This window comes from Cellulomonas biazotea, from assembly GCF_004306155.1.
Lineage (GTDB): Bacteria > Actinomycetota > Actinomycetes > Actinomycetales > Cellulomonadaceae > Cellulomonas > Cellulomonas biazotea.
In genome coordinates this window covers 82,482-106,765 of record NZ_BIMR01000038.1, presented here as the reverse complement: position 1 = coordinate 106,765, position 24,284 = coordinate 82,482, and the positions used below count along the sequence as shown (strand labels likewise).

At 74.9% G+C, this 24,284-nt stretch carries 17 protein-coding genes; 5 read left to right on the top strand and 12 right to left on the bottom strand.

Features of this window, described 5'->3' with window-relative positions:
• Positions 1–257: 257 nt before the first annotated feature.
• From CBZ_RS03945 to CBZ_RS03920, 6 genes are all read right to left on the bottom strand, one after another.
• Complete coding sequence (locus tag CBZ_RS03945; protein ID WP_130780290.1) at positions 258–4,865, bottom strand: PDDEXK-like endonuclease domain-containing protein; 4,608 nt, start codon at positions 4,863–4,865, stop codon at positions 258–260.
• Positions 4,866–5,225: 360 nt separating this feature from the next.
• On the bottom strand, positions 5,226–6,431 hold the full coding sequence (locus tag CBZ_RS03940; protein WP_130780289.1) for an MFS transporter: 1,206 nt from the start codon (positions 6,429–6,431) through the stop codon (positions 5,226–5,228).
• A complete protein-coding gene (gene narI, locus CBZ_RS03935) occupies positions 6,428–7,189 on the bottom strand; it encodes a respiratory nitrate reductase subunit gamma (RefSeq protein ID WP_130780288.1) in 762 nt (253 codons plus the stop codon). Before narI ends, CBZ_RS03940 begins: the two co-directional genes overlap by 4 nt.
• The gene (gene narJ / locus CBZ_RS03930) at positions 7,189–7,866 is read right to left on the bottom strand and encodes a nitrate reductase molybdenum cofactor assembly chaperone (protein ID WP_130780287.1); all 678 of its coding nucleotides are present in this window, start codon (positions 7,864–7,866) and stop codon (positions 7,189–7,191) included. Before narJ ends, narI begins: the two co-directional genes overlap by 1 nt.
• Positions 7,863–9,605, bottom strand: a complete 1,743-nt coding sequence (gene narH, locus CBZ_RS03925; RefSeq protein ID WP_130780286.1) for a nitrate reductase subunit beta — start codon at positions 9,603–9,605, stop codon at positions 7,863–7,865. Before narH ends, narJ begins: the two co-directional genes overlap by 4 nt.
• 1 nt (position 9,606) lies before the next feature.
• Positions 9,607–13,332: a nitrate reductase subunit alpha gene (locus CBZ_RS03920; protein WP_130780285.1), complete on the bottom strand. Its 3,726-nt coding sequence runs from the start codon at positions 13,330–13,332 to the stop codon at positions 9,607–9,609.
• Positions 13,333–13,664: 332 nt separating this feature from the next.
• Here CBZ_RS03920 and CBZ_RS03915 point away from each other — a divergent pair, with 332 nt between their 5' ends.
• Positions 13,665–15,155 (top strand): DHA2 family efflux MFS transporter permease subunit, encoded by a 1,491-nt coding sequence (locus CBZ_RS03915; RefSeq protein ID WP_130780284.1) that lies wholly within the window; start codon positions 13,665–13,667, stop codon positions 15,153–15,155.
• On the top strand, positions 15,155–15,547 hold the full coding sequence (locus tag CBZ_RS03910; protein ID WP_130780283.1) for a hypothetical protein: 393 nt from the start codon (positions 15,155–15,157) through the stop codon (positions 15,545–15,547). The genes CBZ_RS03915 and CBZ_RS03910 overlap by 1 nt, the downstream gene beginning before the upstream one ends.
• 66 nt (positions 15,548–15,613) lie before the next feature.
• Here the strand turns inward: CBZ_RS03910 and CBZ_RS03905 are convergent, their stop codons facing one another.
• Positions 15,614–16,372 carry a hypothetical protein gene (locus CBZ_RS03905; protein ID WP_130780282.1) on the bottom strand — a complete coding sequence of 253 codons (759 nt, stop codon included), beginning with the start codon at positions 16,370–16,372 and terminating at the stop codon, positions 15,614–15,616.
• Between the two features lie 164 nt (positions 16,373–16,536).
• The gene (locus CBZ_RS03900) at positions 16,537–17,145 is read right to left on the bottom strand and encodes a hypothetical protein (RefSeq protein ID WP_130780281.1); all 609 of its coding nucleotides are present in this window, start codon (positions 17,143–17,145) and stop codon (positions 16,537–16,539) included.
• A gap of 121 nt (positions 17,146–17,266) precedes the next feature.
• Between CBZ_RS03900 and CBZ_RS03895 the strand changes: the two genes are divergently transcribed.
• Positions 17,267–18,169, top strand: coding sequence for a GNAT family N-acetyltransferase (locus CBZ_RS03895; RefSeq protein ID WP_130780280.1), 903 nt, complete (start codon positions 17,267–17,269; stop codon positions 18,167–18,169).
• A gap of 36 nt (positions 18,170–18,205) precedes the next feature.
• Here the strand turns inward: CBZ_RS03895 and CBZ_RS03890 are convergent, their stop codons facing one another.
• From CBZ_RS03890 to CBZ_RS03880, 3 genes are all read right to left on the bottom strand, one after another.
• Entirely contained in the window at positions 18,206–19,477 is a 1,272-nt protein-coding gene (locus CBZ_RS03890; protein ID WP_130780279.1) for a glycoside hydrolase family 16 protein, read from the bottom strand.
• Between the two features lie 238 nt (positions 19,478–19,715).
• Positions 19,716–20,969 carry an RNA polymerase sigma factor gene (locus CBZ_RS03885; protein WP_130780278.1) on the bottom strand — a complete coding sequence of 418 codons (1,254 nt, stop codon included), beginning with the start codon at positions 20,967–20,969 and terminating at the stop codon, positions 19,716–19,718.
• The gene (locus tag CBZ_RS03880; RefSeq protein WP_130780277.1) at positions 20,966–21,343 is read right to left on the bottom strand and encodes a YciI family protein; all 378 of its coding nucleotides are present in this window, start codon (positions 21,341–21,343) and stop codon (positions 20,966–20,968) included. Before CBZ_RS03880 ends, CBZ_RS03885 begins: the two co-directional genes overlap by 4 nt.
• Before the next feature lie 183 nt (positions 21,344–21,526).
• Here CBZ_RS03880 and CBZ_RS03875 point away from each other — a divergent pair, with 183 nt between their 5' ends.
• Positions 21,527–22,915, top strand: a complete 1,389-nt coding sequence (locus tag CBZ_RS03875) for a wax ester/triacylglycerol synthase domain-containing protein (protein WP_130780276.1) — start codon at positions 21,527–21,529, stop codon at positions 22,913–22,915.
• Between the two features lie 19 nt (positions 22,916–22,934).
• A complete protein-coding gene (locus CBZ_RS03870; RefSeq protein WP_130780275.1) occupies positions 22,935–23,420 on the top strand; it encodes a PPOX class F420-dependent oxidoreductase in 486 nt (161 codons plus the stop codon).
• A 60-nt stretch (positions 23,421–23,480) separates the two neighbouring features.
• On the opposite strand, the gene CBZ_RS03865 is transcribed toward CBZ_RS03870, so the two are convergent.
• Positions 23,481–24,245: a glycerophosphodiester phosphodiesterase family protein gene (locus CBZ_RS03865; RefSeq protein WP_246013024.1), complete on the bottom strand. Its 765-nt coding sequence runs from the start codon at positions 24,243–24,245 to the stop codon at positions 23,481–23,483.
• Between the last annotated feature and the right edge of the window lie 39 nt (positions 24,246–24,284).

Sequence of the window (24,284 nt, the reverse complement as noted above, 5' to 3'; positions counted from 1 at the left end):
GCCCCCGACCCGACGGCCCGTCTGCCGTCACCGCGAGGGCCGGGGCGGCGCCAGCCGCCGGCCCGTCGGCCGCAGAGGCAGCGGGCAGCGCGTCACCGCTCGGCGAGCCCGCCGTCGGACCGTCGACGGCAGCGGCGGCGGGCAGCGCGTCACCGCTCGGCGAGCCAGCCGTCGGACCGTGGGCCGACGGTCGTGGCGCGTCCGGCAGGGTGGGGGTCACCGGTCGATGATCCCACCCGTCCGCAGCGGGGAGCGTGTCAGCGCAGCGCGCGGCTCACGGCGGAGCGGACCGCCGTGTCGATCCGGTACGAGCGGCGGGTGATGCCGAGCTCGTCGCGCAGGTCGGCGGCGAGCTGCTCGCGGGACCGGTCGTTGCCGTCCGACCGCAGCCACGCGACGAGCTCGTCGAGCTGGTCGTCGCTGTAGGCCCCGATGGGCAGGCCCTTGCGGACGTCCGGCCGCGGCGACCCGGGGACGGCGAGCGTCAGCTGCACCGCTCGGTCGGTCCGGTCGTCCTGGCCGTCGTGCGCGTCGCCCCGGTCGTCCGTCGGGCCGTGACCGGTCGTGCCCTCGACGTCGTCCGTCGCGGGACCCACCGGCTCGTCGGTCGTGCGGTCGGGGTCGGCCGAGGTGGCGGCCGGCTCGGGGACGGCCCGCCTGCCCGTCCCGGAGGCTCCCGGCTCCCGCGCGTCGGCGACGGCCCCGGCGGCGAGGTCGACGCCGGCGTCGGGGACGACGTCGTCGTCGGACTGTTCGCGGGCGCCCTCGGCGGCGCGGCGGGCGGCGAGGGTGGTGCGGACGGAGATGCGGATCGGGGCGGTGACGGGCGGGAGCTCCTCCTGCTCGTCGGACACGTCGACGGTCGGCACGCCCAGCACGAGGGGGACGTTGCGCGGCTCGGCGGGCGTGGGCACCCGGCCGTGCACGGCCCGGCGGATGCGGTCGACCTCGGCCTGCGGGTCGAGGAACGCGGCCGCCGACCAGACGCGGACGACGGTCCACCCGAGCCGTTCGAGGCGGTCGGCGAGCAGCCGGTCGCGGACCCGCACGGACGGCTCACCGACGTAGGCCTCGTCGTCGGTGAGGACCGCGACGAGCAGCCGGTCGGGCGCGTCGGGGTGGCCGACGACCATGGGGATGCGGGCGCCGCCGGGGATGCCGTGGTCGACCTCGACGGTCAGCCCGTGCCGCCAGAGCCGCTCGGCGAGGTCGAGCAGCAGCCGGTCCGGCTCGGCACCGGTGGTGTCGCCGGCGTCGCCGGCGGAACCGGTCGGCGCGTCGGCGGGAGCAGCGGCCGCAGCACGATCGCCGGAGGACGCGACCGTCACGACGGCGCCGGAGGTGGCCTCGCGCAGGTCGACCTGCGGGTCGGGGCGCGGACCGGGGGCGGTCAGGACGACGTCGTCGCCGCTCGCCCCGGCACCGCGCGACGCGGCGAAGGCGAGGAGGTCGCGCAGCAGGCGGGGTCCGGCGGCGCGGATGCGCTCGGGGTCGAGGTCGTCGGCGCCGAAGCAGGACACGACGGTGAGCCGGTGCCGGCTGGCCCCGAGGACGTCGAGCAGCAGCGCGTCGCCGCCGGGCTCCCCGACGACGCCGAAGGAGTGCAGGACGCGACGGTGCGGGGTCCGGCCGAAGCCGACGGACAGCACGACGGCCTCGCGGCGCAGGCCCGCGACGTTCGCGAGGTCGGTCACGACGAACGGCTCGGGACGCGCGCCGTCGAAGAACGCGGCGATCGCGGGGTTGCCGCGGACCTCGGTGAGGACGGCCTCGCGCAGCGCGTCGGCGTGCACGGTCGACGGCGTGACGACGGCGAGCGACTCGTCGGGGTGCGACAGCGCGTGGTGCAGGACGACCTCGACGACGTGCTCGACCTCGACGCGGGTCGACGCGACGGTGCCGGTCGCGGAGTCGGGCATGCCCGTGCCGTCGACGACGTCGAGCCGGACGAGCGGCAGGTGCTCGGGCAGCGGTGTCGCGGCGAGGACGCCGTCGTAGCCGTGCGCGGCGAGGAACGCGGTGAGGTACGGGTCGCGGCGGGACGTCTCGGCGTGCAGCGCGACGGACGGCAGGACGTCGGCGAGCTCGCGCACGGCGGTGCCGGACGCGCAGCGCGCGTCACCGACGACGACGACCTGACGACCCCGTGCGAGGGCGGCGACGGCCATGTCGACGGGCAGGTGCGCGGCGGCGTCCAGGACGACGAGGTCGACGCCGCGCGTCGGCGGCAGGACCTGCGGGACGAGCATGGGGCTCGCGGCGATCACGGGCCGCAGTCGGCGGGTGACGTCGGGGTGCCGGGCGACGGTGTCGCGCAGCGACGTGAGCCGCTCCTCGACGAGCTCGGCGAACAGCGACTCGGCCTGGACGCGGTGGTGGCGCAGGGCGTCGTGGGTCTGCTGCGCGACGGCGGCGCGCACGGGCCCGGACAGGCTCGCGACGTGCGCGCGGTCGAGCGCGGCGTACTGCGCGGACAGGTCGCCGAGCGCCGCACCGTCGTAGCCGGCGAGCGTGGGGTCCTGCGTGAGGATCTGCTCGATGACGGTGCTCCACCACGCGAGGTCGAGCTCGGCGGGGGCGAGCACCGGGTCGACGCGGCGGGTCGCGAGGTCGTCGACGAGCTCGCCGAGCCCCGCGGCGCGCAGCCGGTGCAGGAGCCCGGTGCGGTCGGGCAGCGTCTCGAGCGCGCTCGTGTCGGCGCGCAGCCGGGTGAGCCGCTCGGCGAGCGCAGCGAACGGCAGGTCGGCCAGGCCGGCGCCGGCGGGCGTCCCGGCGAGCACCTCGTCGAGCGCGGCGACGTCCTCACGGACCGCCTGGTGCTCGTCCTCGATGTGCTCGAGGCCGTCGGGCAGCCGCGGCCAGCCGCCCGCGGGGCAGTGCGCCTGCCAGATCTCGCGCTGCGCCTGCACGTCGAGCAGCGCGGTGTGCAGGTCGGCGACGGGACGCCCGGGGCGGACCATGTCGCGGGCCTGGCGGCGCAGCCGTCGGCGCAGCCAGAAGCCCATGTCGACGCCCCGCTCGGTGCGCCACTGCGGGGTCGCGGTGGCGGCCACGAGGTCGGCGGCGGTGCGCTCGAACACGATGGGCAGGAAGACGTCGAGCGCGCCGCGCACGCCGTCGAGCATCCGGAGCTGCTCGGCCCACGACGTGAGGCTCGTCGCCTGCGTGAGGCCGGTCTCGGCGGCCACCTGGGCGGTGCGCTCCACGAGCGCGGGCAGCGTGCCGTCGAGCAGCCGGGCGATGCGCCGCACGACGACGTCCGCGTCGGCACGGGTCCGCAGGTCGGCGCCGTACCAGGGGGTGTCGGTCGGGCGGACCTGGAACGCACCGAGCTCCCCGGCGCGCACGAGGTCGGCCCCCAGCGCGGCACGGCGCTCCGTGTCGAGCACCCGGGCGACGTCGGGCGTGAGCCGCACGGTGGTGCGCGGCGCGGGCCGGGTCGAGGTGAGGCGGGCGAGCTGCTGGAGCGCGTCGTACGCGGACGCGCCCCACGGCTCGCGGGTCGCGTGCAGGTCGTCGACGTAGGCGCGCAGGCGCTCGCGATGCTCGACGAGCCGGGTGCGCAGCACGTGCAGGCCCTGCCCGTCGACGGCGGGGACGTCGAGGGTCATCGCGCCGAGCAGGCGGCGCGCGGCGGCCGTGCGCCACCCGGCCTCGGGTGCGACGTCGAGCAGCAGGTCGCCCAGGCCGAGCTGGTCGAGCCGCTCGGCGAGCGCCGCGGCGGCACGGCGGTGGCCCGGCACGTAGAGGACGGTCCGGCCGGACGCGGCGGCGTCGGCGACGACCGCGGCGAGCGTGCCGGTGACGTCGGCACCCGTGGGGGCGTCGACGAACAGGTGCGCGCCGGTGCTCAGCGCGTCGAGGACGTGCTGCTGCGCGGGGTCGAGGTCGCCGACGCCGCGCTCCAGGTGAGGCTCGCGGTCGCCCGTGACCGGGTCGGGCAGGCGGACACGGAGGCGCTCGCGGTCGGCGTCGACCCCGGCGAGGGCGGCGACGACCTCGTGGGACTCGAGCGTGCCGGCGAGCGCGTCGAGGTCGTCGACGAGGATCTGCCCGGGGTGCACGAACGTCCCGACGACGACGCGCTCGGTGAGCCGGAAGTCGTCGAGCACGGCCTCGCCGAGCGACGCGAGCCGCTGCAGCGCGCCGCGCGGGTCGAACCCGCCGCTCGCGAACGTGCCGCGCGCGACGGCACCGGGGTCGAGCAGCGCGCCGCGGGTGCGCAGGGCGCGCGCGAGCACGGGGTTGACGTCGAGCGTCGGCTCGAGCGCGATCTCGTAGTCGGCCTCGCCGGTGCCGCGGGCGCGCAGCGTCACGGGCCGCAGCAGGACGGGGGCGCGGACGGTGCGGGCCTGCACGGTCGGGCGGGGCCCGGGCTCGACGGGGCGCGTGGCGTCCGCGAGCGCGGCGACGTCGTCGTGCTGGCCGGCGTGCGGCGCGGGTCGCTCGGTCCAGGTGGCGACGCCGATCGCGAGGGCGGTCGGCGCGATGCCGTAGCGCTGCTCGTAGACGGCGGCGCGCGCGGCGACGGCTCGCGCGCGGCGGCGGGCGTTCGACAGCGCGGCGCCCTCGCGGACCAGGTTGGACAGGCGCGTGGGCCGGCCGGCGAAGAGCTGCGCCATGCCGGAGGGGTGCGCGGACGACAGGTCGAGCGCGGCGTCGCCGAGCAGCTCCATGTCGGCGAGCGTCGAGCCGCCGGCGGCCTCGACGAGGCCTTCGCGCCATCGTTCGACGGCCCGGTCGACGAGCTCACCGGGTGTCGGCGGGACGACGAGCGAGACTGCGGCGTCGTCGGCGGTCGGGTTCTCGTCGGGCACGGGAGCCTGCTCGGGTCCCGTGCCGGACGAGCGCGCGGGGGCTGTCACCCTCGGAACGGTAACGGCCGTCGGGTCGGTCGGCCGGGTGGCGCGCCGGGGTCCCCGGAAGGCGTCGTCATGCGGTTCTCCCCCGTTCCCGGGTGGCTGGTCGGTGGTGCGCACGTGCCCGGAGACGCCACGAGCGGGACAGGTCGTGGACCCGTCCCGCTCGTGGGAAGCAGAAACGGTGCGCACCGCGCAGGGGGCAGGCGATGCGCACCGTCGAGTACGAGTGTGCGGCATGGACGGGCTCCTGGTCAAACGTCCAGGGCAGGTCCGCACGGGTGATTCATACGAACGGGTAACACCGCGCGGGCGACGCGCCGACGACCTGCGAGAACCCGTCCGGGAGGCCGCATATCCGCGTCGTCATGCGGGACGGTCCTCGCGCTTGAGGCGGAGCAGGACGAACAGGAACGACACCACGGCGGTCGCGCTGAGGAGCACCAGGCCGACCGTGTAGGACTGCGTCGCCTCGTCGTAGGTGGCCCCCATGACGAGCGGCGGGAAGTACCCGCCGAGCCCGCCCGCGGCACCGACGATGCCCGACACGGAACCGACCCGGTCGGCGGGTGCGCGGCGCGCGACCCACGCGAACACGCCGCCCGTGCCGATGCCCAGGAAGAACGCCATGGTGACGAACGTGAGGCCCGCGGGGATCTCCGGCTGCGGCTTGGTCGCGATGACGAGCGCCATCACGGCGGCCCCCGCGAACGACACGAGGACGATCGGCTTCGGGTGCCACCGGTCGGACAGGATCCCGCCGAGCGGGCGGGCGACGACGGCGGCGATCGCGAACCCGGCGGTGCGGGCGCCCGCGTCGGCGAGGTCGAAGCCGTAGACGTCGCTCAGGTAGGTCGGCAGGTAGGTGGAGAACGCGACGAAGCCGCCGAACGTCACCGCGTACAGGAACGACATCTGCCACGTGACGGGGAGCTTGAGCGCCGCGGCGAGCTTGGGCAGCACGCGGTCGGTCGAGCGCCGCCAGGCGGGGGCGTCCCGCATGACCGTCAGCACGACGAGACCCGTCACGCCGAGCGCGGCGGCGACGATGAGGTGCGTCGGCACGTACCCGAACGTCGCGACGAACCGCGGCGTGAAGAACGACGACAGGGCCGTGCCGCCCATGCCGATCCCGAAGACGCCGGTCGCGAACCCGCGCCGGGCGGGCTCGTACCAGGCGTTGACGAACGGGATGCCGGCCGCGAACGTCGTGCCCGCGACGCCGAGCAGGAAGCCGAACACGAGGAGCAGGACGTACGAGCCCTGCTCCCCTGCGAACGCGACGAGCAGCACGGGCACGATCGACACGAGGGACAGGACGCCGAGCATGAGGCGGCCGCCGTAGCGGTCCGCGAGCGCGCCCACGGGGATGCGGCCGACCGCGCCGACCAGCACGGGCGTCGCGACGAGCAGCGACTTCTCGGTCGCCGACAGCCCGAGCTCCTCGGTGTAGCGCGCGGCGAGCGGGCCGATGATGTTCCACGCCCAGAACGTGATGGCGAACGTCCACGTCGCCAGGACGAGGTTGAGCGTGCGGCCCGCGACGCGGGTCGCCGGTGCGGTCGTCGTCATCGACGCTTCCCCGATCGTTCGCGGTCACGCGTGCCGACCGGGTCCCACCCGGGCCGCGGCGCGCTGGCCCCGGGCGTCGGGCGGGCGTCACGGCTGCGGTACACGACGTACGGGCGGAACAGGTAGTGCAGCGGGGCGGTGAACGCGTGCACGAGGCGCGTGAACGGGAAGATCGCGATGAGGACGAGCCCGACGAGCGTGTGCCACTGGAACGACGCGGGCGCCGCCGCCATGGACGCGACGTCGGGCTGCAGGACGAACAGCGACCGGAACCAGGGGGCGACGCTCTCGCGGTAGTTGTGCGCCTCGTGGCCGGCGCCGACCGAGTTGAGCGTCGTCCAGAGGCCGAGCACGATCGCGGCGACGAGCGCCACGTACATCGTCTTGTCGTTCTTGGTCGTCGCCATGAACACGGGCCCGGTGCGGCGGCGGCGGTAGACGAGGATCGCGACGCCGACGAGCGTGCAGAACCCCGCGATGCCCCCGATCACCAGCGCCATCGCGTGGTACGCCTCCTGCGAGAGGCCGACGGCGTCGGTCCAGGACTGCGGGATCACGAGCCCGCCGACGTGCCCGACGATGACGAACACGAGCCCGAAGTGGAACAGCGGGCTGCCGATGCGCAGCAGCCGCGACTCGTAGAGCTGCGACGAGCGGGTGGTCCAGCCGAACTGGTCGTAGCGGTACCGCCAGATCGTGCCGCCGACGAGCGTGACGATCGCGAGGTAGGGCACGACACCCCAGAGCAGGACGTCCATCAGCGGCTCCCCCCGGTCGCGCCGGCGCCGGGTGCGGCGGCGAGCGGCAGCAGGCGCGGGTCGGCGACGTCGAGCCCGACGGACTCGCGCGGCGGCCCGGCCTGGGCCATGGCGTGCACGGCGGCGCGGTCGCGTGGCGACTCACCGGGCAGCGTCGCGCAGACGGCGGTCAGCACCCCGGTCCACGGGCTGGTGGCGTCCACGAGCGCGAGGCGGACCAGCTCGAGGCTCGCCCGGTACTCCTGCAGGAGAGCGGCGCCGTCGACGGGGTCGGCCACCGCCGCGTACTCGAGGACGAGCGGCAGGTGGTCAGGCAGCTCGCCGCGGGTGTCGACGAGCATCCCGGACGCCCGGTAGCGCGCCTTGAACGCCGCGAGGACCTCGCCGCGGCGACGGGTGTCGCCGTCGGTCCAGTACGACAGGTAGAGCGTCTGGCGGCCCGACAGGTCGAACGCGTCGACGTAGGCACGCTGCAGGTCGGGCAGCGGGGTCGTCGCGGCGTGGTCGAGGAACGCGCGCAGGCCGTCGCGCGCGGCCCCGGCGGGCAGCTCGTCGACCGCGGCCACGAGCAGCGGCAGCCGGTCGACGAGGTCGTCGTCGGGGTACGCGAGGCACCACGACGCGACCTGGTGCACGACGCGGGCCGTCGCGAGCCGCGCGGCCTCCCGGCGCCTCACGACCGTGTCCCCGTGACGCCGGGGTCGACGGCGGGACCGTCGCTCGCGCCGCCCGCGGCACCGGGCTCGGGCGCGGTCGCGCGCACGTCGGACGCGGGGAACAGGCCGGGCGGCGTGCCCTTGCCGTCCCAGTTGAGCAGGTTGACGCGGCCGTGCATCTCGCTGGGCGTCGTGACGCCGTCGGACGTCTGGCGCTGCTTGAGGGCGTGGAACGTCTCGACGGCGACGGGCACGGGCCGGCCCGACGCCTCCCCGAACGGCGACTGCTCGTACATGCCGGGGCCCTCGTCGAAGTCGAGCGAGCAGCCGAGCTCCTCGAGCTCGTGCCCGCGCTCCTCGTGGGCCTTGGGGATGACGTACCGGTCCTCGTACTTCGCGATCGCGAGCAGCCGGTACATCGCGTACATGAGCTGCCCGGACATCCCGACGGACGCGGGGATGCGCTCGTCTGCGGTGTCGTCGAGCGTGATGCCGCGCAGGTAGCCGCGCATGGCCGCGAGGCGGCGCAGGACGCCGGTGACGACCTCGGTGTCGCCCGCGGTGAACAGCTCGGCGAGGTACTCGACGGGGATCCGCAGCGCCTCGATCGCGCCGAACAGGTTGCCGTGGTCCTCGGCGTCGTGGCCCTGCTCGCGCAGCAGGTCGACGACCGGCGACAGCGGCGGGACGTACCAGACCATCGGCATCGTCCGGTACTCGGGGTGCAGCGGGAGGGCCACGCGGTACGTCTTGGCCAGGGCGTACACCGGGGAGCGGCGGGCCGCGTCCATCCAGTCGGCGGGGATGCCCTGCTCGCGGGCCGCGGCGACGACCGCGGGGTCCGTCGGGTCGAGCATGAGGTCGAGCTGCGCCTCGTAGAGGTCCTGGTCGTCCGGCACGGACGCGGCCTCCGTGACGCGGTCGGCGTCGTACAGGACGAGCCCGAGGTACCGCAGCCGCCCGACGCACGTCTCCGAGCAGACCGTCGGCAGGCCGACCTCGACGCGCGGGTAGCACATCGTGCACTTCTCGGCCTTGCCGGTCTTGTGGTTGAAGTAGATCTTCTTGTACGGGCAGCCGGTGATGCACTGGCGCCAGCCGCGGCAGCGGTCCTGGTCGACGAGGACGATGCCGTCCTCGGCCCGCTTGTAGATCGCCCCGGACGGGCACGACGCCATGCACGACGGGTTGAGGCAGTGCTCGCAGATCCGCGGCAGGTACATCATGAAGGTCTTCTCGAGCTCGAACTTGATCTTGTCCTCGGACTCGGCGCGGACCTTCTCGACGACGGGGTCGAGGTGCCCCATCTCGGCGGCGCCGCCCAGGTTGTCGTCCCAGTTCGCCGACCACGAGACCTTGGTGTCCTCGCCCGTGATGAGGGACTTGGGGCGGGCGACCGGGAAGTCGTCGCCGAGCGGGGCGTCGGTGAGCTTCTCGTAGTCGTACGTCCACGGCTCGTAGTAGTCCTCGAGCTTCGGCTGCACGGGGCTCGCGAAGATCGTCAGGAGCTTCTTGACGCGTCCGCCGGCCTTGAGCGTGAGGTTCCCGCGCCGGTTGAGCGTCCAGCCGCCGCGCCACTGCTCCTGGTCCTCGTACCGTCGCGGGTAGCCCTGGCCGGGCCGGGTCTCGACGTTGTTGAACCACACGTACTCGACGCCCGCGCGGTTCGTCCACGCCTGCTTGCACGTGACCGAGCAGGTGTGGCACCCGATGCACTTGTCGAGGTTCATGACCATCGCCATCTGCGCCATGACTCTCATGTCAGTACTCCACCTCCTGCGAACGACGACGGATCGTCGCGACCATGTCCCGCTGGTTCCCGGTCGGGCCGAGGTAGTTGAACGTGTAGGACAGCTGCGCGTAGCCGCCGATGAGGTGCGTCGGCTTGACCAGCAGGCGGGTCACCGAGTTGTGGATGCCGCCGCGGCGCCCGGTCCGCTCCGACTTCGGGACGTCGATCGTGCGCTCCTGCGCGTGGTGCACGTAGACGACCCCCTGCGGCATGCGCGGGCTGACGATCGCGCGGGCGATGAAGATGCCGTTGCCGTTCGCGCACTCGACCCAGTCGTTGTCGGCGGCGCCGATGACCTCCGCGTCCTGCGGCGACATCCAGCACGTCGGGCCGCCGCGCGACAGCGACAGCATGAGCAGGTTGTCCTGGTACTCGGAGTGGATGGACCACTTGGAGTGCGGCGTGAGGTACCGGACGGTCACCTGCGCGGAGCCGTCGGGGCCGAGCCGCGGCTCGCCGAGCAGCGTGTGCAGGTCGAGGGGTGGTCGGTAGATCGGCAGCGCCTCGCCGAGGTCCTTCATCCAGTCGTGGTCGAGGAACAGGTGCATGCGGCCCGTCAGGGTGTGCCACGGCTTGAGCCGCTCGACGTTGACGGTGAACGGCGCGTACCGCCGCCCGCCCGTCTCCGACCCCGACCACTCCGGCGACGTGATGACGGGCACCGGGCGGGCCTGGGTGTCGGCGAACGTGATCCGCTTCTCCTCCGAGCCCTCCGCGAGGTCCGCGAGCGGCTTGCCGACGCGACGCTCGAGGCTGCGGAACCCCTGCGTCGCGAGCTCGCCGTTGGTCGTGCCGGACAGCGACAGGATCGCCTCGGCGAGCTTGACGTCCGTGTCCAGCGCGGGCCGCCCGTCGCCCGCGCCGCCGAGCATGACGCCGTTGAGCTTCCCGAGCCGCTCGACCTCGTGCTCCAGCCGGTACGTGACGTTCTTGATCGTGAAGCCCAGCCGGTCGGCGAGCGGGCCGAGCGACCCGAGCTTGTCGGCGATCGCCGTGTAGTCGCGCTCGACGACCTGCAGCAGCGGCAGGTTGACGCCCGGGGTCGGCGGCAGGTCGCCGCGGGCCCAGTCGCGGGCCACGCCGCCCGCCTGGACCGCCTCACCGGGGGTGTCGTGCTGCACCGGCACGCTCACGACGTCGTGGCGGGTGCCGAGGTGCGTGCGGGCGAGGTCGGAGAACCGGCGGGCGACCAGGTGGAAGGCGTCGAAGTCGGACCGCGACTCCCACGGCGGGTCGATCGCGGGCGTGAACGCGTGCACGAAGGGGTGCATGTCCGTCGAGGACAGGTCGTACTTCTCGTACCAGGTCGCCGCGGGCAGGACCACGTCGGACAGGAGCGTGGTGGACGTCATCCGGAAGTCCGCGCTGACCAGCAGGTCGAGCTTGCCCTCGGGGATGTCGTCCCGCCAGGTCACCTCGGTCGGGCGCACGTCGGACGGCTCCGCGGTGACGTTCGAGTGCGTGCCCAGCAGGTACCGCAGGAAGTACTCGTTGCCCTTGGCCGACGACCCCAGGAGGTTCGCGCGCCACAGGATGAGCGTGCGCGGCCAGTTCTCCGGGGCGTCGACGTCCTCGACGGCGAACCGCACGCGCCGGTCGGCGAGGCGCTCCACCAGCGCGGTGGTCGGGTCGGGCGCCTCCCCCGCGTCCGCCGCCGCGCGCAGCTCGTCCGCCAGGTCCAGGGGGTTGCGGTCGAACTGCGGGTAGAACGGCATCCACCCGAGCCGCGCCGACTGCGCGATCGTGTCGGCGGTGTGCATCCCCGCGAGGTGCCCCTCGGCCAGCGGCGACGCCAGCGCGTCCGCGCGGTAGCCGTCGAACCGCCACTGGTCGGTGTGCATGTACCAGTACGACGTGCCCGTCATCGTGCGCGGCGGACGCGACCAGTCGAGCGCGTTCGCGAGCGACAGCCAGCCGGTCAGCGGGCGGCACTTCTCCTGCCCGACGTAGTGCGCCCAGCCGCCGCCGTTGCGCCCGAAGCAGCCGGTCAGGGCCAGCAGCGCGAGGATCGCGCGGTACGTCGCGTCGCCGTGGAACCACTGGCAGATGCCCGCACCCATGATGATCATCGAGCGGCCGCGGGACTTCTCCGCGTTCGTCGCGAACTCCCGTGCGATGCGCGTGACCGCCGCCGCCGGCACCGACGTGATGGCCTCCTGCCAGGCCGGCGTGTACGGGGTGTCCGCGTCGTCGTAGCCGCTCGCCCACTCCCCCGGCAGCCCGTCGCGGCCCACGCCGTACTGCGCGAGCATCAGGTCGTACACCGTCGTGACGAGGTGGTCGCCGACGCGCCTGGCCGGGACCCCGCGGCGCAGGACCGACCCCGAGCCGTCGGGCTGGTCGAAGCACGGCAGCAGCACGGTGACGCCCTCGGCCGTCCCACCCGCAGCGTCGCTGGCGCTCAGCGCCGGGGCGACACCCTCCAGGTCGAGGTTCCAGCGGCCCTCGCCCGACTCCGTGTACCGGAAGCCCATCGAGCCGTTCGGGACGACCGGCGCCCCCGTGGCCTCGTCGAGCAGGACCGTCTTCCACTCGTCGCCCTCGGCGCCCGGGACCGCGCCGGGCAGGTCGGCGGCGCGCAGGAACTTCGACGGCACGTACCCGCCCCCGGTCCCGTCGCCGTCGTGCGGCGCGAGCGTCACCAGGAAGGGCAGGTCCGTGTACTGCTTGACGTAGTCCCGGAAGAACGGCACGTCCCGGTCGACCAGGTACTCTCGCAGGACGACGTGGCCCATCGCCATCGCCATCGCCGCGTCCGTCCCCGCCTGCGCCGGCAGCCACTCGTCCGCGAACTTCGTGTTGTCCGCGTAGTCCGGCGACACCGTGACGACCTTCGTGCCCCGGTAGCGGACCTCCGCCATCCAGTGCGCGTCCGGCGTGCGCGTCACCGGGACGTTCGAGCCCCACATCATCAGGTACGTCGCGTCCCACCAGTCGCCCGACTCCGGGACGTCCGTCTGGTCGCCGAACATCTGCGGGCTCGCGACCGGCAGGTCCGCGTACCAGTCGTAGAACGACGTCATGACGCCGCCGATGAGCTGCACGAACCGGGTCCCCACCGCGTGCGACACGATCGACATCGCCGGGATCGGGGAGAAGCCCGCGCACCGGTCCGGCCCGTGCGTCTTGATCGTGTGCACGTGCGCCGCCGCGACCATCTCGACGGCCTCGTCCCACGACACCCGGACCAGGCCGCCCTTGCCGCGCGCCCGCTGGTACCGGCGCCGACGCTCCGGGTCCCCGACGACGTCCGCCCAGGCCAGGACGGGGTCGCGGAGGCGGGACTTCGCCTCGCGGTACATCTCGACCAGCACACCCCGCGCGTACGGGTAGCGGACCCGCGTCGGTGAGTACGTGTACCAGGAGAACGCAGCCCCGCGGGGGCAGCCGCGGGGCTCGTAGTCGGGACGGTCCGGGCCCGGCGACGGGTAGTCCGTCTGCTGCGCCTCCCACGTGATGATCCCGTCCTTGACGTAGACCTTCCACGAGCACGAGCCCGTGCAGTTCACGCCGTGGGTCGACCGGACCACCTTGTCGTGACGCCAGCGGTCCCGGTAGAACGCGTCGCCGCGCCGGCCGCCCTCACGGAACACCGCCCGGCCGTCGTCGGTCTCGTCCCAGCGCGTGAAGAACCGCCCCGTCTTCAGCAGCGCTGCCGTCGCCGGTCCGTCGAGTCGAGTCGCACCCTCGCCCATGGCCCGACCCTGCCCGACGCCCCGCGCTCCCGCCACCCGGACCGCGATCCCCGTCGACCCCGTGATCGTGACCGCGTGGGGTGCTTCTTCGGTCGTCATGACGGGGTCGCGCGGACAACGCGGGGCCGCGTCGCGCGGGCGGGAAGGTCGACGGGGGCCGATGAGTTGCACGGTGGTGGGCGGTCGGTCAGGGAGAGGCCCGTCTGCCGGTGGCGTATTTGCGTCGACCGTGTCAGACCCCTCGAACACACTGGACGCTCCACCGTCGACGCCGTCCGCGCCGACGCGTGCGACACCACTCCCGACCGTCCCCCCGGAAGCCAGGTGCCCCTGTGACCGAGACCTCGACCGCACCGCTGCGCGACGACCCCGCCGCCGGCGGGGCAGCCGCGAGCGCCGACCGCATGAACCCGCGCGACCGCCTCGCGGTCACGGTGCTGCTCGTCTCGACGTTCGTCGTCATCCTCAACGAGACGATCATGGGCGTCGCGCTGCCGCGGCTCATGACGGACCTGTCGATCACCGCGTCGACCGCGCAGTGGCTGACCACCGCGTTCATGCTGACGATGGCCGTCGTCATCCCCGTCACCGGGTTCGTGCTGCAGCGCATCACGACGCGGCCCGCGTTCCTGCTGGCCATGGGCATGTTCGCGCTCGGCACGCTGATCTGCGCGCTCGCCCCCGGGTTCGTCGTCCTGCTGTCCGGGCGCATCGTGCAGGCCGTCGGCACCGCGATCATGCTGCCGCTGCTCATGACGACCGTCATGACGGTCACCCCGGTCGCGTCGCGCGGCCGCACGATGGGCAACATCTCGGTCGTCATCTCCGTCGCGCCCGCCATCGGCCCGACGATCTCCGGCCTGATCCTGTCGGTGCTGAGCTGGCGGTGGATGTTCGGGCTGGTCCTGCCCATCGCGATCGCCGCGATCGTCCTCGGCGCGACCCGCCTGCCGAACGTCACCGAGCCGCGCTACGCGAAGGTCGACGTCGTCTCCGTGATCCTGTCCGCGCTCGGGTTCGGCGGGATCGTCTACGGGCTGTCGGGCCTCGGCGAGATCACCGACGGCGGTGTCGCCCCCGCGACGTGGGTCGCGATCGGCGTCGGCGTCGTGACGCTCGTCGCGTTCGTCCTGCGGCAGCGGTCGCTCGCGAAGGTCGACGACGCCCTGCTCGACCTGCGCGTCTTCTCGTCCCGCACGTTCGCCGTGTCGGTCGCGCTGCTCGCCGGGCTCATGGTGTCGCTGTTCGGCGTCATCATCCTGCTGCCCATCTACGCGCAGACCGTCCTCGGCCTGACGACGCTGCAGACCGGGCTGCTGCTCCTGCCGGGCGGGCTGCTCATGGGCCTGCTCGCGCCGGGCGTCGGGCGCGCGTACGACCGGCTCGGCCCGCGCCCGCTGCTCATCCCGGGTGCGGTCGCGCTGAGCCTCGCGTTCTGGGGCTTCGTCCTGCTGCAGCCGGACTCCTCGCCGTGGTGGGTGCTCGCCGCGCACATGACGATGTCCGCCGGGCTCGCGCTGATGTTCACGCCGCTGTTCACGTCCGCGCTCGGGTCGCTGCCCGCGCACCGGTACTCGCACGGGTCGGCCGTCGTGGGGACGCTGCAGCAGGTCGCCGGCGCCGCCGGGACCGCGCTGTTCGTCACCGTGCTCACCGCGCAGTCCGCCGCCCTGGCGGACGGGGGCGCGACCGCGACGGCCTCGGTCGCCGGGGGCGTGCACAGCGCGTTCCTCGTCGGTGCCGTGCTGTCGCTCGTCACGGTGCCCGTCGCCCTGCTCGTCCCCGCGAAGCCGTTCGTCGCCGAACCGGGGTCGCACCACTGATGAGCGGTCCCGGCACCCCCGACTGGATCGAGCACCGCCGGTCCGGCGACCGTGAGCTGCTCGGCTGGGTCCGGGTCGACGGCGACGGTTTCGTCGCCGTCGACCGGATCGGCCGCGAGCTCACCGGCGTCGTCGACTGGCACGACGCCGAGGAGGCCCTCGACGCGCACGGGCTGCACTGGCTCGCCGACCGGTGGCAGCTCACGCTCGACGACGGCCGGGTCGTGCGCGTGCGGATCTCCGAGGTCGCGACCGACCGCGTGGTCGTCGGGACGGACGACTTCGGTGCGGTCGACGTCGCCGTGACGACGTGGGTCCTGCCGTTCCCCGCGCCCGCCACGCTCGCCCCGTTCACGGGCGACCCGTTCCACATCGACGGGTTGCCCGGCTGAGGTCGGGCGCGGCCGAGGTCGGGCGCGGCCGAGGTCGGGCGCGGCCGAGGTCAGGCGCGGCCGAGGTCAGGCGCGTGAGCGGATGAGACGCCGCAGCCCCTCGTGGTCGGCGCGCTGCTCGACGTAGACGCCCATCGCGTACGTCTCCCGGAACAGCTCCTGCGCGTACCGCACGATGCCCGTCGTGTACGTCTCGTCGCCCGCACGCAGATGGGCGGCCACGTCCGGGTGCGCGACGAGGGCGGCATCCACCAGGGCGACGAGCCGCTCGGGGTCGGGCACGTGCGCGAGCGCCGCGACCAGCCGAGCCGCGTCCGGGCCGAACGCCCAGTACTGCGCCCACGGCACGGTCGCGACGACGTGGGGACCCCGCGGGGCGGGCTCAGGCCACAGCTGCAGGAGGTAGCGCTCGACCGGCTGCTCGTCGTCGCGCGCGGGGTCGCGGAACCAGTCCGAGCCCGCCTGCCCGTCGACGACGACGAACCGCACCCGGTGCAGCCCCGCGGCCGGCACGGGGACCTCCACGGCGTCGCCCTCGCCGGCCCAGCCCACGACCGTCGCACCGACGCCCACCGGCATCGAGGCCTCGTGCACCGCGTCCCACGCCGGGTCGAGCGGAACCGCGCCCAGGTGCACCTGCACCTCGACCGGCACCTGGCCGTACTGGCGGGCCGTCGTGAGCGTGAGCCAGTCGCCCGCGTTCACCAGGCCCGGGCTGTTCTCGACCGCGCCGAGGTCCGCGGCGGACGGCTCCTCGCCGTCGCAGTCCAGGTGGAGCTCGATCTGCGAGTAGTCGGCCGAGACCGTGCCCGTGCGGGTGATCACGGCCGCGAGCCTAAGACGTCGCCGTCCCGACCAGCTGCGTCACCCCCTGCCGTCACCCGTCCGCGCCGCAGTAGCGTGCGGTGAGCCGCGACGACGCGGCGCCGGCGCCTGGACCTGACCGGCGGGTCCGCGGGCGCGGGAACGGCCGGCGCCCGGCACCGCCGCTACCGCGGCGTCGCGATCGTCGTCCGGACCGTCGTGACCGTCGGCTGTCGCGGCACCGACGAGAAGCCGAAGCCGACCGGCGGGACGGTCGGCAGGAGCGCTCCGCACGGCACGCCGTCCCACCGGGCGTGCACGTCCACGACCGCGTGCTGGTCCCCCGCCCCGTACCACTCGCGCCGCCCCGCCCCGGCGGAGCCTCGGGTGCGGACCCCGGGGAGCAGCAGGCGGGCCACCGGGTCGGCGGCCGACGCGAACGCGCGCGACCGGGTCAGCGCCCGGGGCAGGGCCGACAGGAGCAGCCCGAGCGACGTGCGGCCGCCGATCGTCACGTCGGCCTCGAGCGGTCCGGCGACGATGCGCCACTGCCGCGCGGCGGCGTCGCAGGTCACGCGCACCGGCTCGACGACGACCTCGTCGAAGACGTACGTGGCCGCGACCTCGTCGGCGACCGCGCGCGTCGGGGCGACGAGCGTGCGCAGGCCGTCGGTGTCCTGCGTCATGACGTCGGCGAACGGCGGCCACGGGGAGCGGAGCCAGCGGCCGACGACGACCCGGCGGCCGTCGGCCGTCGCGAATCCCAGGATGTGGCCGTCGTAGCGGTCGAGCACGACGCCCAGTGTCCCCCGCGGGGACGACGCCGCACGGCGGCCGTGGTCGGGCAGGACCGCGCGCGGGTGACGACCGGCCGCGGTCGTGGACGCCGGGCCCGGTCGGGGTGAGGATCAGGGCATGGCTCCGGACCGCGCGAGCGAGGACGGCCCTGTCCCGCGCGTCCCCGGACCGGACGCGTCCGGCGCAGGCCGCGACGAGACCGGCGCGCCGGTCGTCACCGCTGCGGAGCCGGGCACGGACGGGGTCGGGACCGCCGCCGGGGACGCACCCCGCGAGCCCGTCCTGGTCGAGACGTCCCTCGCCGACCTCACCGACGCCGAGCTCGTCGACGTGTACCGGCGGCTGCTCGAGCCGACGTTCCGGCCCGAGGAGCTCATGTCGCGCGACGAGGTGCGCGCGACGTTCACCGGGCCCGACGCGGAGCCGTCGCTCGTCGTCCTGGCCGACGGCCGGGCGGTCGGGCTCATGCTGGGCGGCTGGTACGCGGACCGGCGCGCGCTGCTGCTCACGTACCTGGCGGTCGACCCGCGCACGCGCGGGACGGGGCTCGGGGCGCGGCTGGTCAGCGAGATCCTGCCCCGGTGGGCGGGCGCGTCGCCGGGGGCGCTCGTCGTCGCGGAGGTCGACGACCCGCGGCACTGGCCGGCCGACGAGACGCAGGGCGACCCCGTCGCGCGGCTGAGGTTCTACGGCCGGCACGGCGCCCGGCTGGTGCCGCTGCCGTACGTCCAGCCGTCGCTCGGGCCGGGCACGCCCCGCGTCGAGGGGATGCTGCTGCTGCGGCTCGACGCGAACCCGGGGGTCACGGGCGACACGCTCGCGGCGTTCCTGGCGGACTACTTCGCGCAGCACGAGGGCCCGGAGGCGCTCGACGACCCGGTGGTGGCGCGGCTCGTCGCGGGGGCCCGTGCGCTCGACCTGGACGACGGCCTGTGGTCGGTCGACCGCTGGCCGGACGTGCCGACGGACGCGCCTTCCGGTCGGCCCGCCGACGGACCGCGGGGCGAGGGCGACCGCTGACCGGCGCCCCCGCCCCGCGGGGTCCTCACCGGGAGGTCACAGGTACCACTGCTGGGCCGCGGTGCGGTTGCAGTCCCACACCTGGACGCGCTGGCCGTCGTGCAGCGGGGCCCCGCCCACGGCGTCGAGGCACCGCCCGGACTGCGGGTTCTTCAGCGCGCGGGTCGCGGAGTCGTAGGTCCACCTCTGGGCGCCCGTGCCGTTGCACGTCCAGAGCTGGACGACCGTGCCGCTGGCCGTCCCGCCGCCGCTGACGTCGAGGCACTTGCCGAGCGCGCGGACCGTGCCGTCGGAGCCACGCGTCCACTGCTGGGCGGCGTTGCCGTTGCAGCCGACGACCTGGATCGGGTTGCCGTCGTGCGTCTGCGCCCACGGGACGTCGAGGCACAGGCTGTTCGCGACCTTGAGCGTCCCCGTGCCGGTCGGCAGCGAGCCGCCGCCACCGCCGCCCCCGCCGGTGCCCGAGCCGTTGTCGTAGACGCGGACGTAGTCGACCTTCATCTGCTGCGGGAACTGGGTGGTGCCGTCGGGGTAGCCGGGCCACTGGCCGCCGACCGCGACGTTGAGGATGAGGAAGTACGCCTTGTCGAACACCCACGCGTTGCCGCCGACGCTGGCGGTGGTGACGCGGTGGAAGACGTTGCCGTCGACGGACCACTCGATGGAGCCGGGCTTCCAGTCGACGGCGAAGGTGTGGAACGTGTCGGCGAAGGACCAGTTCTGCGGGTGCTGGTAGGCGCCCGTGATGCCGCCGCCGCCGGAGTAGCCGGGGCCGTGCACGGTGCCGTAGACGCGGTGCGGCTCCTTGCCGACGTTCTCCATGATGTCGATCTCGCCGGAGGACGGCCACGAGTTCTGGGGGAAGTCGGCGCCGAGCATCCAGAACGCGGGCCAGATGCCCTGGCCGCGGGGGATCTGGATGCGGGCCTCGACGCGCCCGTACTTCACCTCGAACTTGTCGTTGCTCTGCAGACGCGCGGACGTGTACGAGCCGTCGCCCTCGCGGCGGGCGGTGATGACGAGGTTGCCCTGGCCGTCGAGCGCGGAGTTGTTGCGGGACGTCGTGTAGCTCTGCAGCTCGGCGTTGCCCCAGCCGCCGGCGCCGGTGTCGTAGCTCCAGACCGACGAGTCGGGGGCCGAGCCGGAGGCGCCGTTGAACTCCTGGGCCCAGATGATGTCGCCGACGGCGGCGTTCGCGGGTGCCGCGGGGGCGGTCGCGACGAGGGCGCTGGCGAGGAGTGCGGCGGCGCCGAACGCGGCGGCGAGTCCTCGTGCCCGGGTGGTCGTGCGTGGCTGTGCGTGCTGCATGGTGCCTCCTGGAACCGGTCGGCGATGCGGGCGGAGCCGGGCGGTCGGCGTCGCCTGCTGACACGTGTCACGACACTGCGCACGTCGGCGGCGACTCGTTCCGTCCGGCGCCCGACCGTAATGGGAGTCCTTACTGACCGGCAAGTAATCCTTGACCTGAGACCGTTGTCGGATTCGCTTCAGGGCGCTGACCTGCACCGATGTCTCGCCGGACTGAAAGGATTCGGACGATTCGGTCTCAGGTCGGGCCACCCGCGGCCGTGACCCGAGCCCACGTCGCCAGGTGGTCGCGCACCGCCGGGTCGTCCGCCAGCGCGGCCGCCCGCCCGAACGCCGCCACCGCCTCGTCCCGTCGTCCGGCCCGCGCCAGCAGGTCCGCACGCACCGCCCACCAGGGCTGGAACGCTGGCGACGGCTCCGCAGGCAGTGCCGCCAGCCCCGCCTCGGGACCGTCGAGCCGCCCCACCACCGCCGCGAGCGCGACCCGCCCGCCCAGGCTCGGCGCGACCGCGTCGAGCGCCACGTAGAGCGTCCGCAGCGCCGCCCAGTCCGTCGCGCCCGAACGGCGCCGGTCCGTGTGCACCGCCTGGATCGCGGCCTCCAGCCGGAACCGACCCGGCGGGCCCGGCCGGTACGCACGCCGCAGGTACGCCTCCCCCTCCGCCACCAGATGCTCGTCCCACCCCGCCGGGTCCTGCTCGTCCAGCGGCACGAACGGACCCGTCCGGCGCCGGGCCAGCGACAACGTGACGAGCGCCGCGAGCGCCCACGCCTCCGGCTCGTCCTCCAGCAGCACGGCCAGCGTCACCGCGAGGTGCTGCGCCTCCCCCGCCAGGTCGCGGCCGTCCTGCCGCCACGTCAGCGCCGCGCACCCGTACACCGCCTCCAGCACCGGCGGCAGCCGCTCCGCCATCGCCGCGCGGTCCGGGACGACGAACGGGATCCGGGCGTCCGCGATGCGCCGCTTGGCCCGCACGAGCCGCTGCTGCATCGCCGCCGGCGGCACCGCGAACGCCGTCGCGACCTGCGCCGAGCCCAGCCCCAGCACCGTCTGCAGCATGAGCGGCGTCCGGACGTCCGCCGCGATCGCCGGGTGCGCGCACACGAACAGCAGCGCCAGCCGACGGTCCGGGATCGCGAACGGGTCGACGTCCGCGAACGGGTCGACGGCGGGCGGGTCCCCGACGGCCCGGCCACGCGCACCGTCGGGCGCCGCACCCGCCGAACCGTCAGGCAGCGGGACGGAACGCCGGTGCGCCGCCGACCGCCACACGTCACGGATCCGGTTGCGGGCCACGGTCAGCAGCCAGGCATCGGGGTTGCGCGGCACACCGGCGTCCGGCCAGCGCGTCAGCGCCTCCTCGAACGCGTCTGCCAGGGCGTCCTCCGCGAGGGCGACGTTCCCGGCCTGCGCGGCGAGCAGCGCGACGAGCCGACCGTACGAGTCGCGGGCGGCGCGCTCGGCCGCCGCCCGCGCCCGCACGTCGGTCACGCGTTCGGCGTCCAGACGCCGTCGACCGTGTACAGCGCACCCGGTCGCACCTCGACCGCACCCCAGCCGATGTTCGGCGCCTGCCGGGCATGCTCCAGTGCCGCGTCGAGGTCCGGCACGTCGACGACGAACGTGCCGCCGAGCTGCTCCTTCGTGTCCGCGAACGGGCCGTCCTGCACCTGCAGGGCGCCGTCGACGGTCCGCAGCGTCGTGGTGCTCGTTGACGGCTGGAGCACCTCCGCGCCGACGAGGACCCCGGCGGCGTGCAGCGTCGCGGCGTACGCGGAGAACGCGCGCTCGCCCTCCGCCCACGCCTCCTCGCCCAGCGACTCCGGGGTGGCCTCGGGGTAGTGCAGCAGGATCGTGTACCGCATGGCGTCCTCCTCGGACGGTCTCGTGGTCAGGGTAGGTGCGCCCGTGCCGTGCGGCCCGGGCACCGCCGGACGAGGTGCCCGACACCTCCATGACGATCTCGGGCCGGCCCGGCAGACACCCCGCCGCCGACGTCGGGACGTTCGGCTCTGCCGTCCCCCACCCGGCCACCCCAGACTGCGGGGGTGGCGGAACGGCTGACGGTGTTCGACCGGGCGGAGCTCGCGACGGACGTCGGGCCGAACCCGCGGCACATCACCGTGCTGCTCGTGCTCGGCGGACCGACGCCCGACGTCGAGGAGGTCCGCCGCCGCCTCGCGCGCGCCGTCGAGGCGCAGCCCCGGCTCGCCGCGCAGGTCCGTGCCCCGTCCGGGCCGTTCCGCTGGTTCCGGGCTCCGACCTGGCAGACCGGCCCCGTCGACCTCGCCCGGCACGTCACCGTGCGGGCCGCGCCGGGCGCCGATCCCGTCACGCTGGCCGTCGACGACCTCACCCGGCCGCTCCCCGCCGGACGACCCGCGTGGCGGATCACGGTGCTCGACCTCGGCGACGCCGAGCGGTCCGCCCTCCTCTGGACCAGCCACCACCTGCTCGGCAACGGCCCGAGCCTGCTCGGGCTGCTGCTCGACACCCTCACGGACTCCCCGCTGCCCGCCGGGTGGCGCACGCCGGGGCGTCGCCCGGTCCCGGGTCAGGCCTCGGGGGTCGACGGACGCGTCGGGCGCTCCGGTCGGCCAGGTCCGGTCGGCCTGGTCGCGCACGAGGACCAGGGACGCCCGGTCGGCCCTGCCGCACGCGCGGGTCTGGTCGGCCTGGTCGCGCGTCTGACGCCCGGGGACCGCGAAGGACGCGCCGGTCGCGCCGCCCCCAGCCCGCTCGTCCGTCCGATCACCGCGGGCGCGGTCGCCGTCCCCGTCCAGGTCGACGCCGCGGCGGTCCGTGCCGGGGCGCGCACGGCCGGCGCGACGGTCAACGACGCGCTCCTGTGGGCGTGGGCGCGCGCGTGCGGACGGGCCGACGTCGCGCTCGGCGGGCCGAGCGGTCGCGTCGTGCTGTCGGTCCCCGTGACCGTGCCGGGCAGCCGCTTCGGCAACCGGCTGGGGACGTTCCGGGTCGCCGTGCCCGACCCCGACGAGCCGCCCGCCGACGGGCTCGCCGCGCTCGCGGCCCGGACCCGACGCGCCAAGGGCCGCATCCGCCCCTGGACGTGGGCGCTCGCCCCCTACGGTGCGCGCGTCGTGCGGCGGCTCGGCCTGATGCCCGCCCTGCTCCACCGCCAGCGCCTCATGACGACCGTGGTCACGCACGCGCCCGGCCCGCCCGACGCGCTGCAGATGCTCGGCGCACCGCTCGTCGCGACCGTCCCGCTGGTCCCGCTCGTCGGCAACGTCACGACGTGCGTCGCCGCGGTGTCGATCAGCGGGCGTCTGGACGCGACCGTGCTGTGCTCCCCCGAGTCCGCGCCAGCCGCCGACGCGCTCGCCCGTAACCTGAGGGCCGGGCTGGACGCGGTCGCGTCGCTCGCCACCCCGGCCGGTGACGACCCCGTCGTGCCGGTCGGCGCCCCCGCCTGACCGCGCCTACCGTGGCGGCATGCCCCGCACCGTCGCCACCTCCCGCACCGTCGGCCTGACCGAGCTGCTCGACTTCGTCCGGCCCCGCCACCACTTCCTGCTCGTCACCGCGCGGCAGGACGGCCGGCCGCAGGTCTCGCCCGTGAGCGGCGGTGTCGACGACGCCGGGCGCCTGGTGGTCTCGACGTACCCGGGCCGCGCCAAGTCGGTCAACGCCGCGCGCGACCCGAAGGTGTCGGTGTGCGTCCTGTCCGACGACTTCGGCGGCGCGTGGGTGCAGGTCGACGGCGACGCCGAGGTGCTGCACATGCCCGAGGCGGAGGACGCGCTCGTCGACTACTACCGCTGCATCGCGGGCGAGCACCCCGACTGGGACGAGTACCGCGCCGCGATGCGCCTGCAGGACAAGGCCCTCATCCGCGTGACGCCGACCCGCTGGGGCCCGATCGCGACGGGCGGCTTCCCGTCGGACGTCGCGGCCCGCCTGGACGCCCTCGACGCCTGACCCGACCGCCCGACCGCGGGCGGTGTCCGACCGGGGGTGGGGAGGCTGCGGCCGGCGCGGTCAGCGCCAGGTGCCGCGGGCGCGCAGGACGTCGCGCAGGACGTCGGCACGGTCGGTGATGAGACCGTCGACGCCGAGGTCGAGCAGCGTCGTCATGTCCGCCTCGTCGTTCACGGTCCACACGTGCACGAGCCGGCCCGCGCGGTGCGCGGTGTCGACGTGCCGGGCGGTGAGGACCTGCCGCCCGCGCCACCGCCACGGCACCTGGAAGACGTCGACGTCCCGGACGGCCCTGACGGGCACCCGACCGGAGCGGCCCGCACGGAAGAACGCGAGCGCCTCGGTGGTCCCCGCCGACGTCGCGACGGGTCGGGACAGCCGCGCGACCGTCGCGTCCCGCCGGGTGACCGAGAACGACGCGACGCACACGCGGTCGTGCGACCGGGTCCGCTCGATCGCGGCGGCGACGGGTGCGACCCCGGAGCGCTCCTTGACGTCGACGTTGACCCGCAGGTCGGGCCAGGTGCCGAGCAGGTCCTCGAGCGTCGGGACGGGCTCGACGCCGCCGACGCGAGCCTGCCGGACCTGCGACCACGGCAGGTGGGCGACCCGCCCGGTGCGGTCGGTGGTGCGGTCGAGGGACGCGTCGTGCAGCGCGACGGCGACACCGTCGGCGGTCCCGTGCGCGTCGGTCTCGACGTACCGGTAGCCGAGGTCGACGGCGGCCTGGAACGCGGCGAGCGTGTTCTCCAGGCCGTCGCGCGAGAACCCGCGGTGCGCGAGCGCGGCGACGCCACCCGGTGCGTCGAGGTACGGATGTGTCACGTGCACGACCTCCCGAGGCTCAGCACAGCACACTGCACG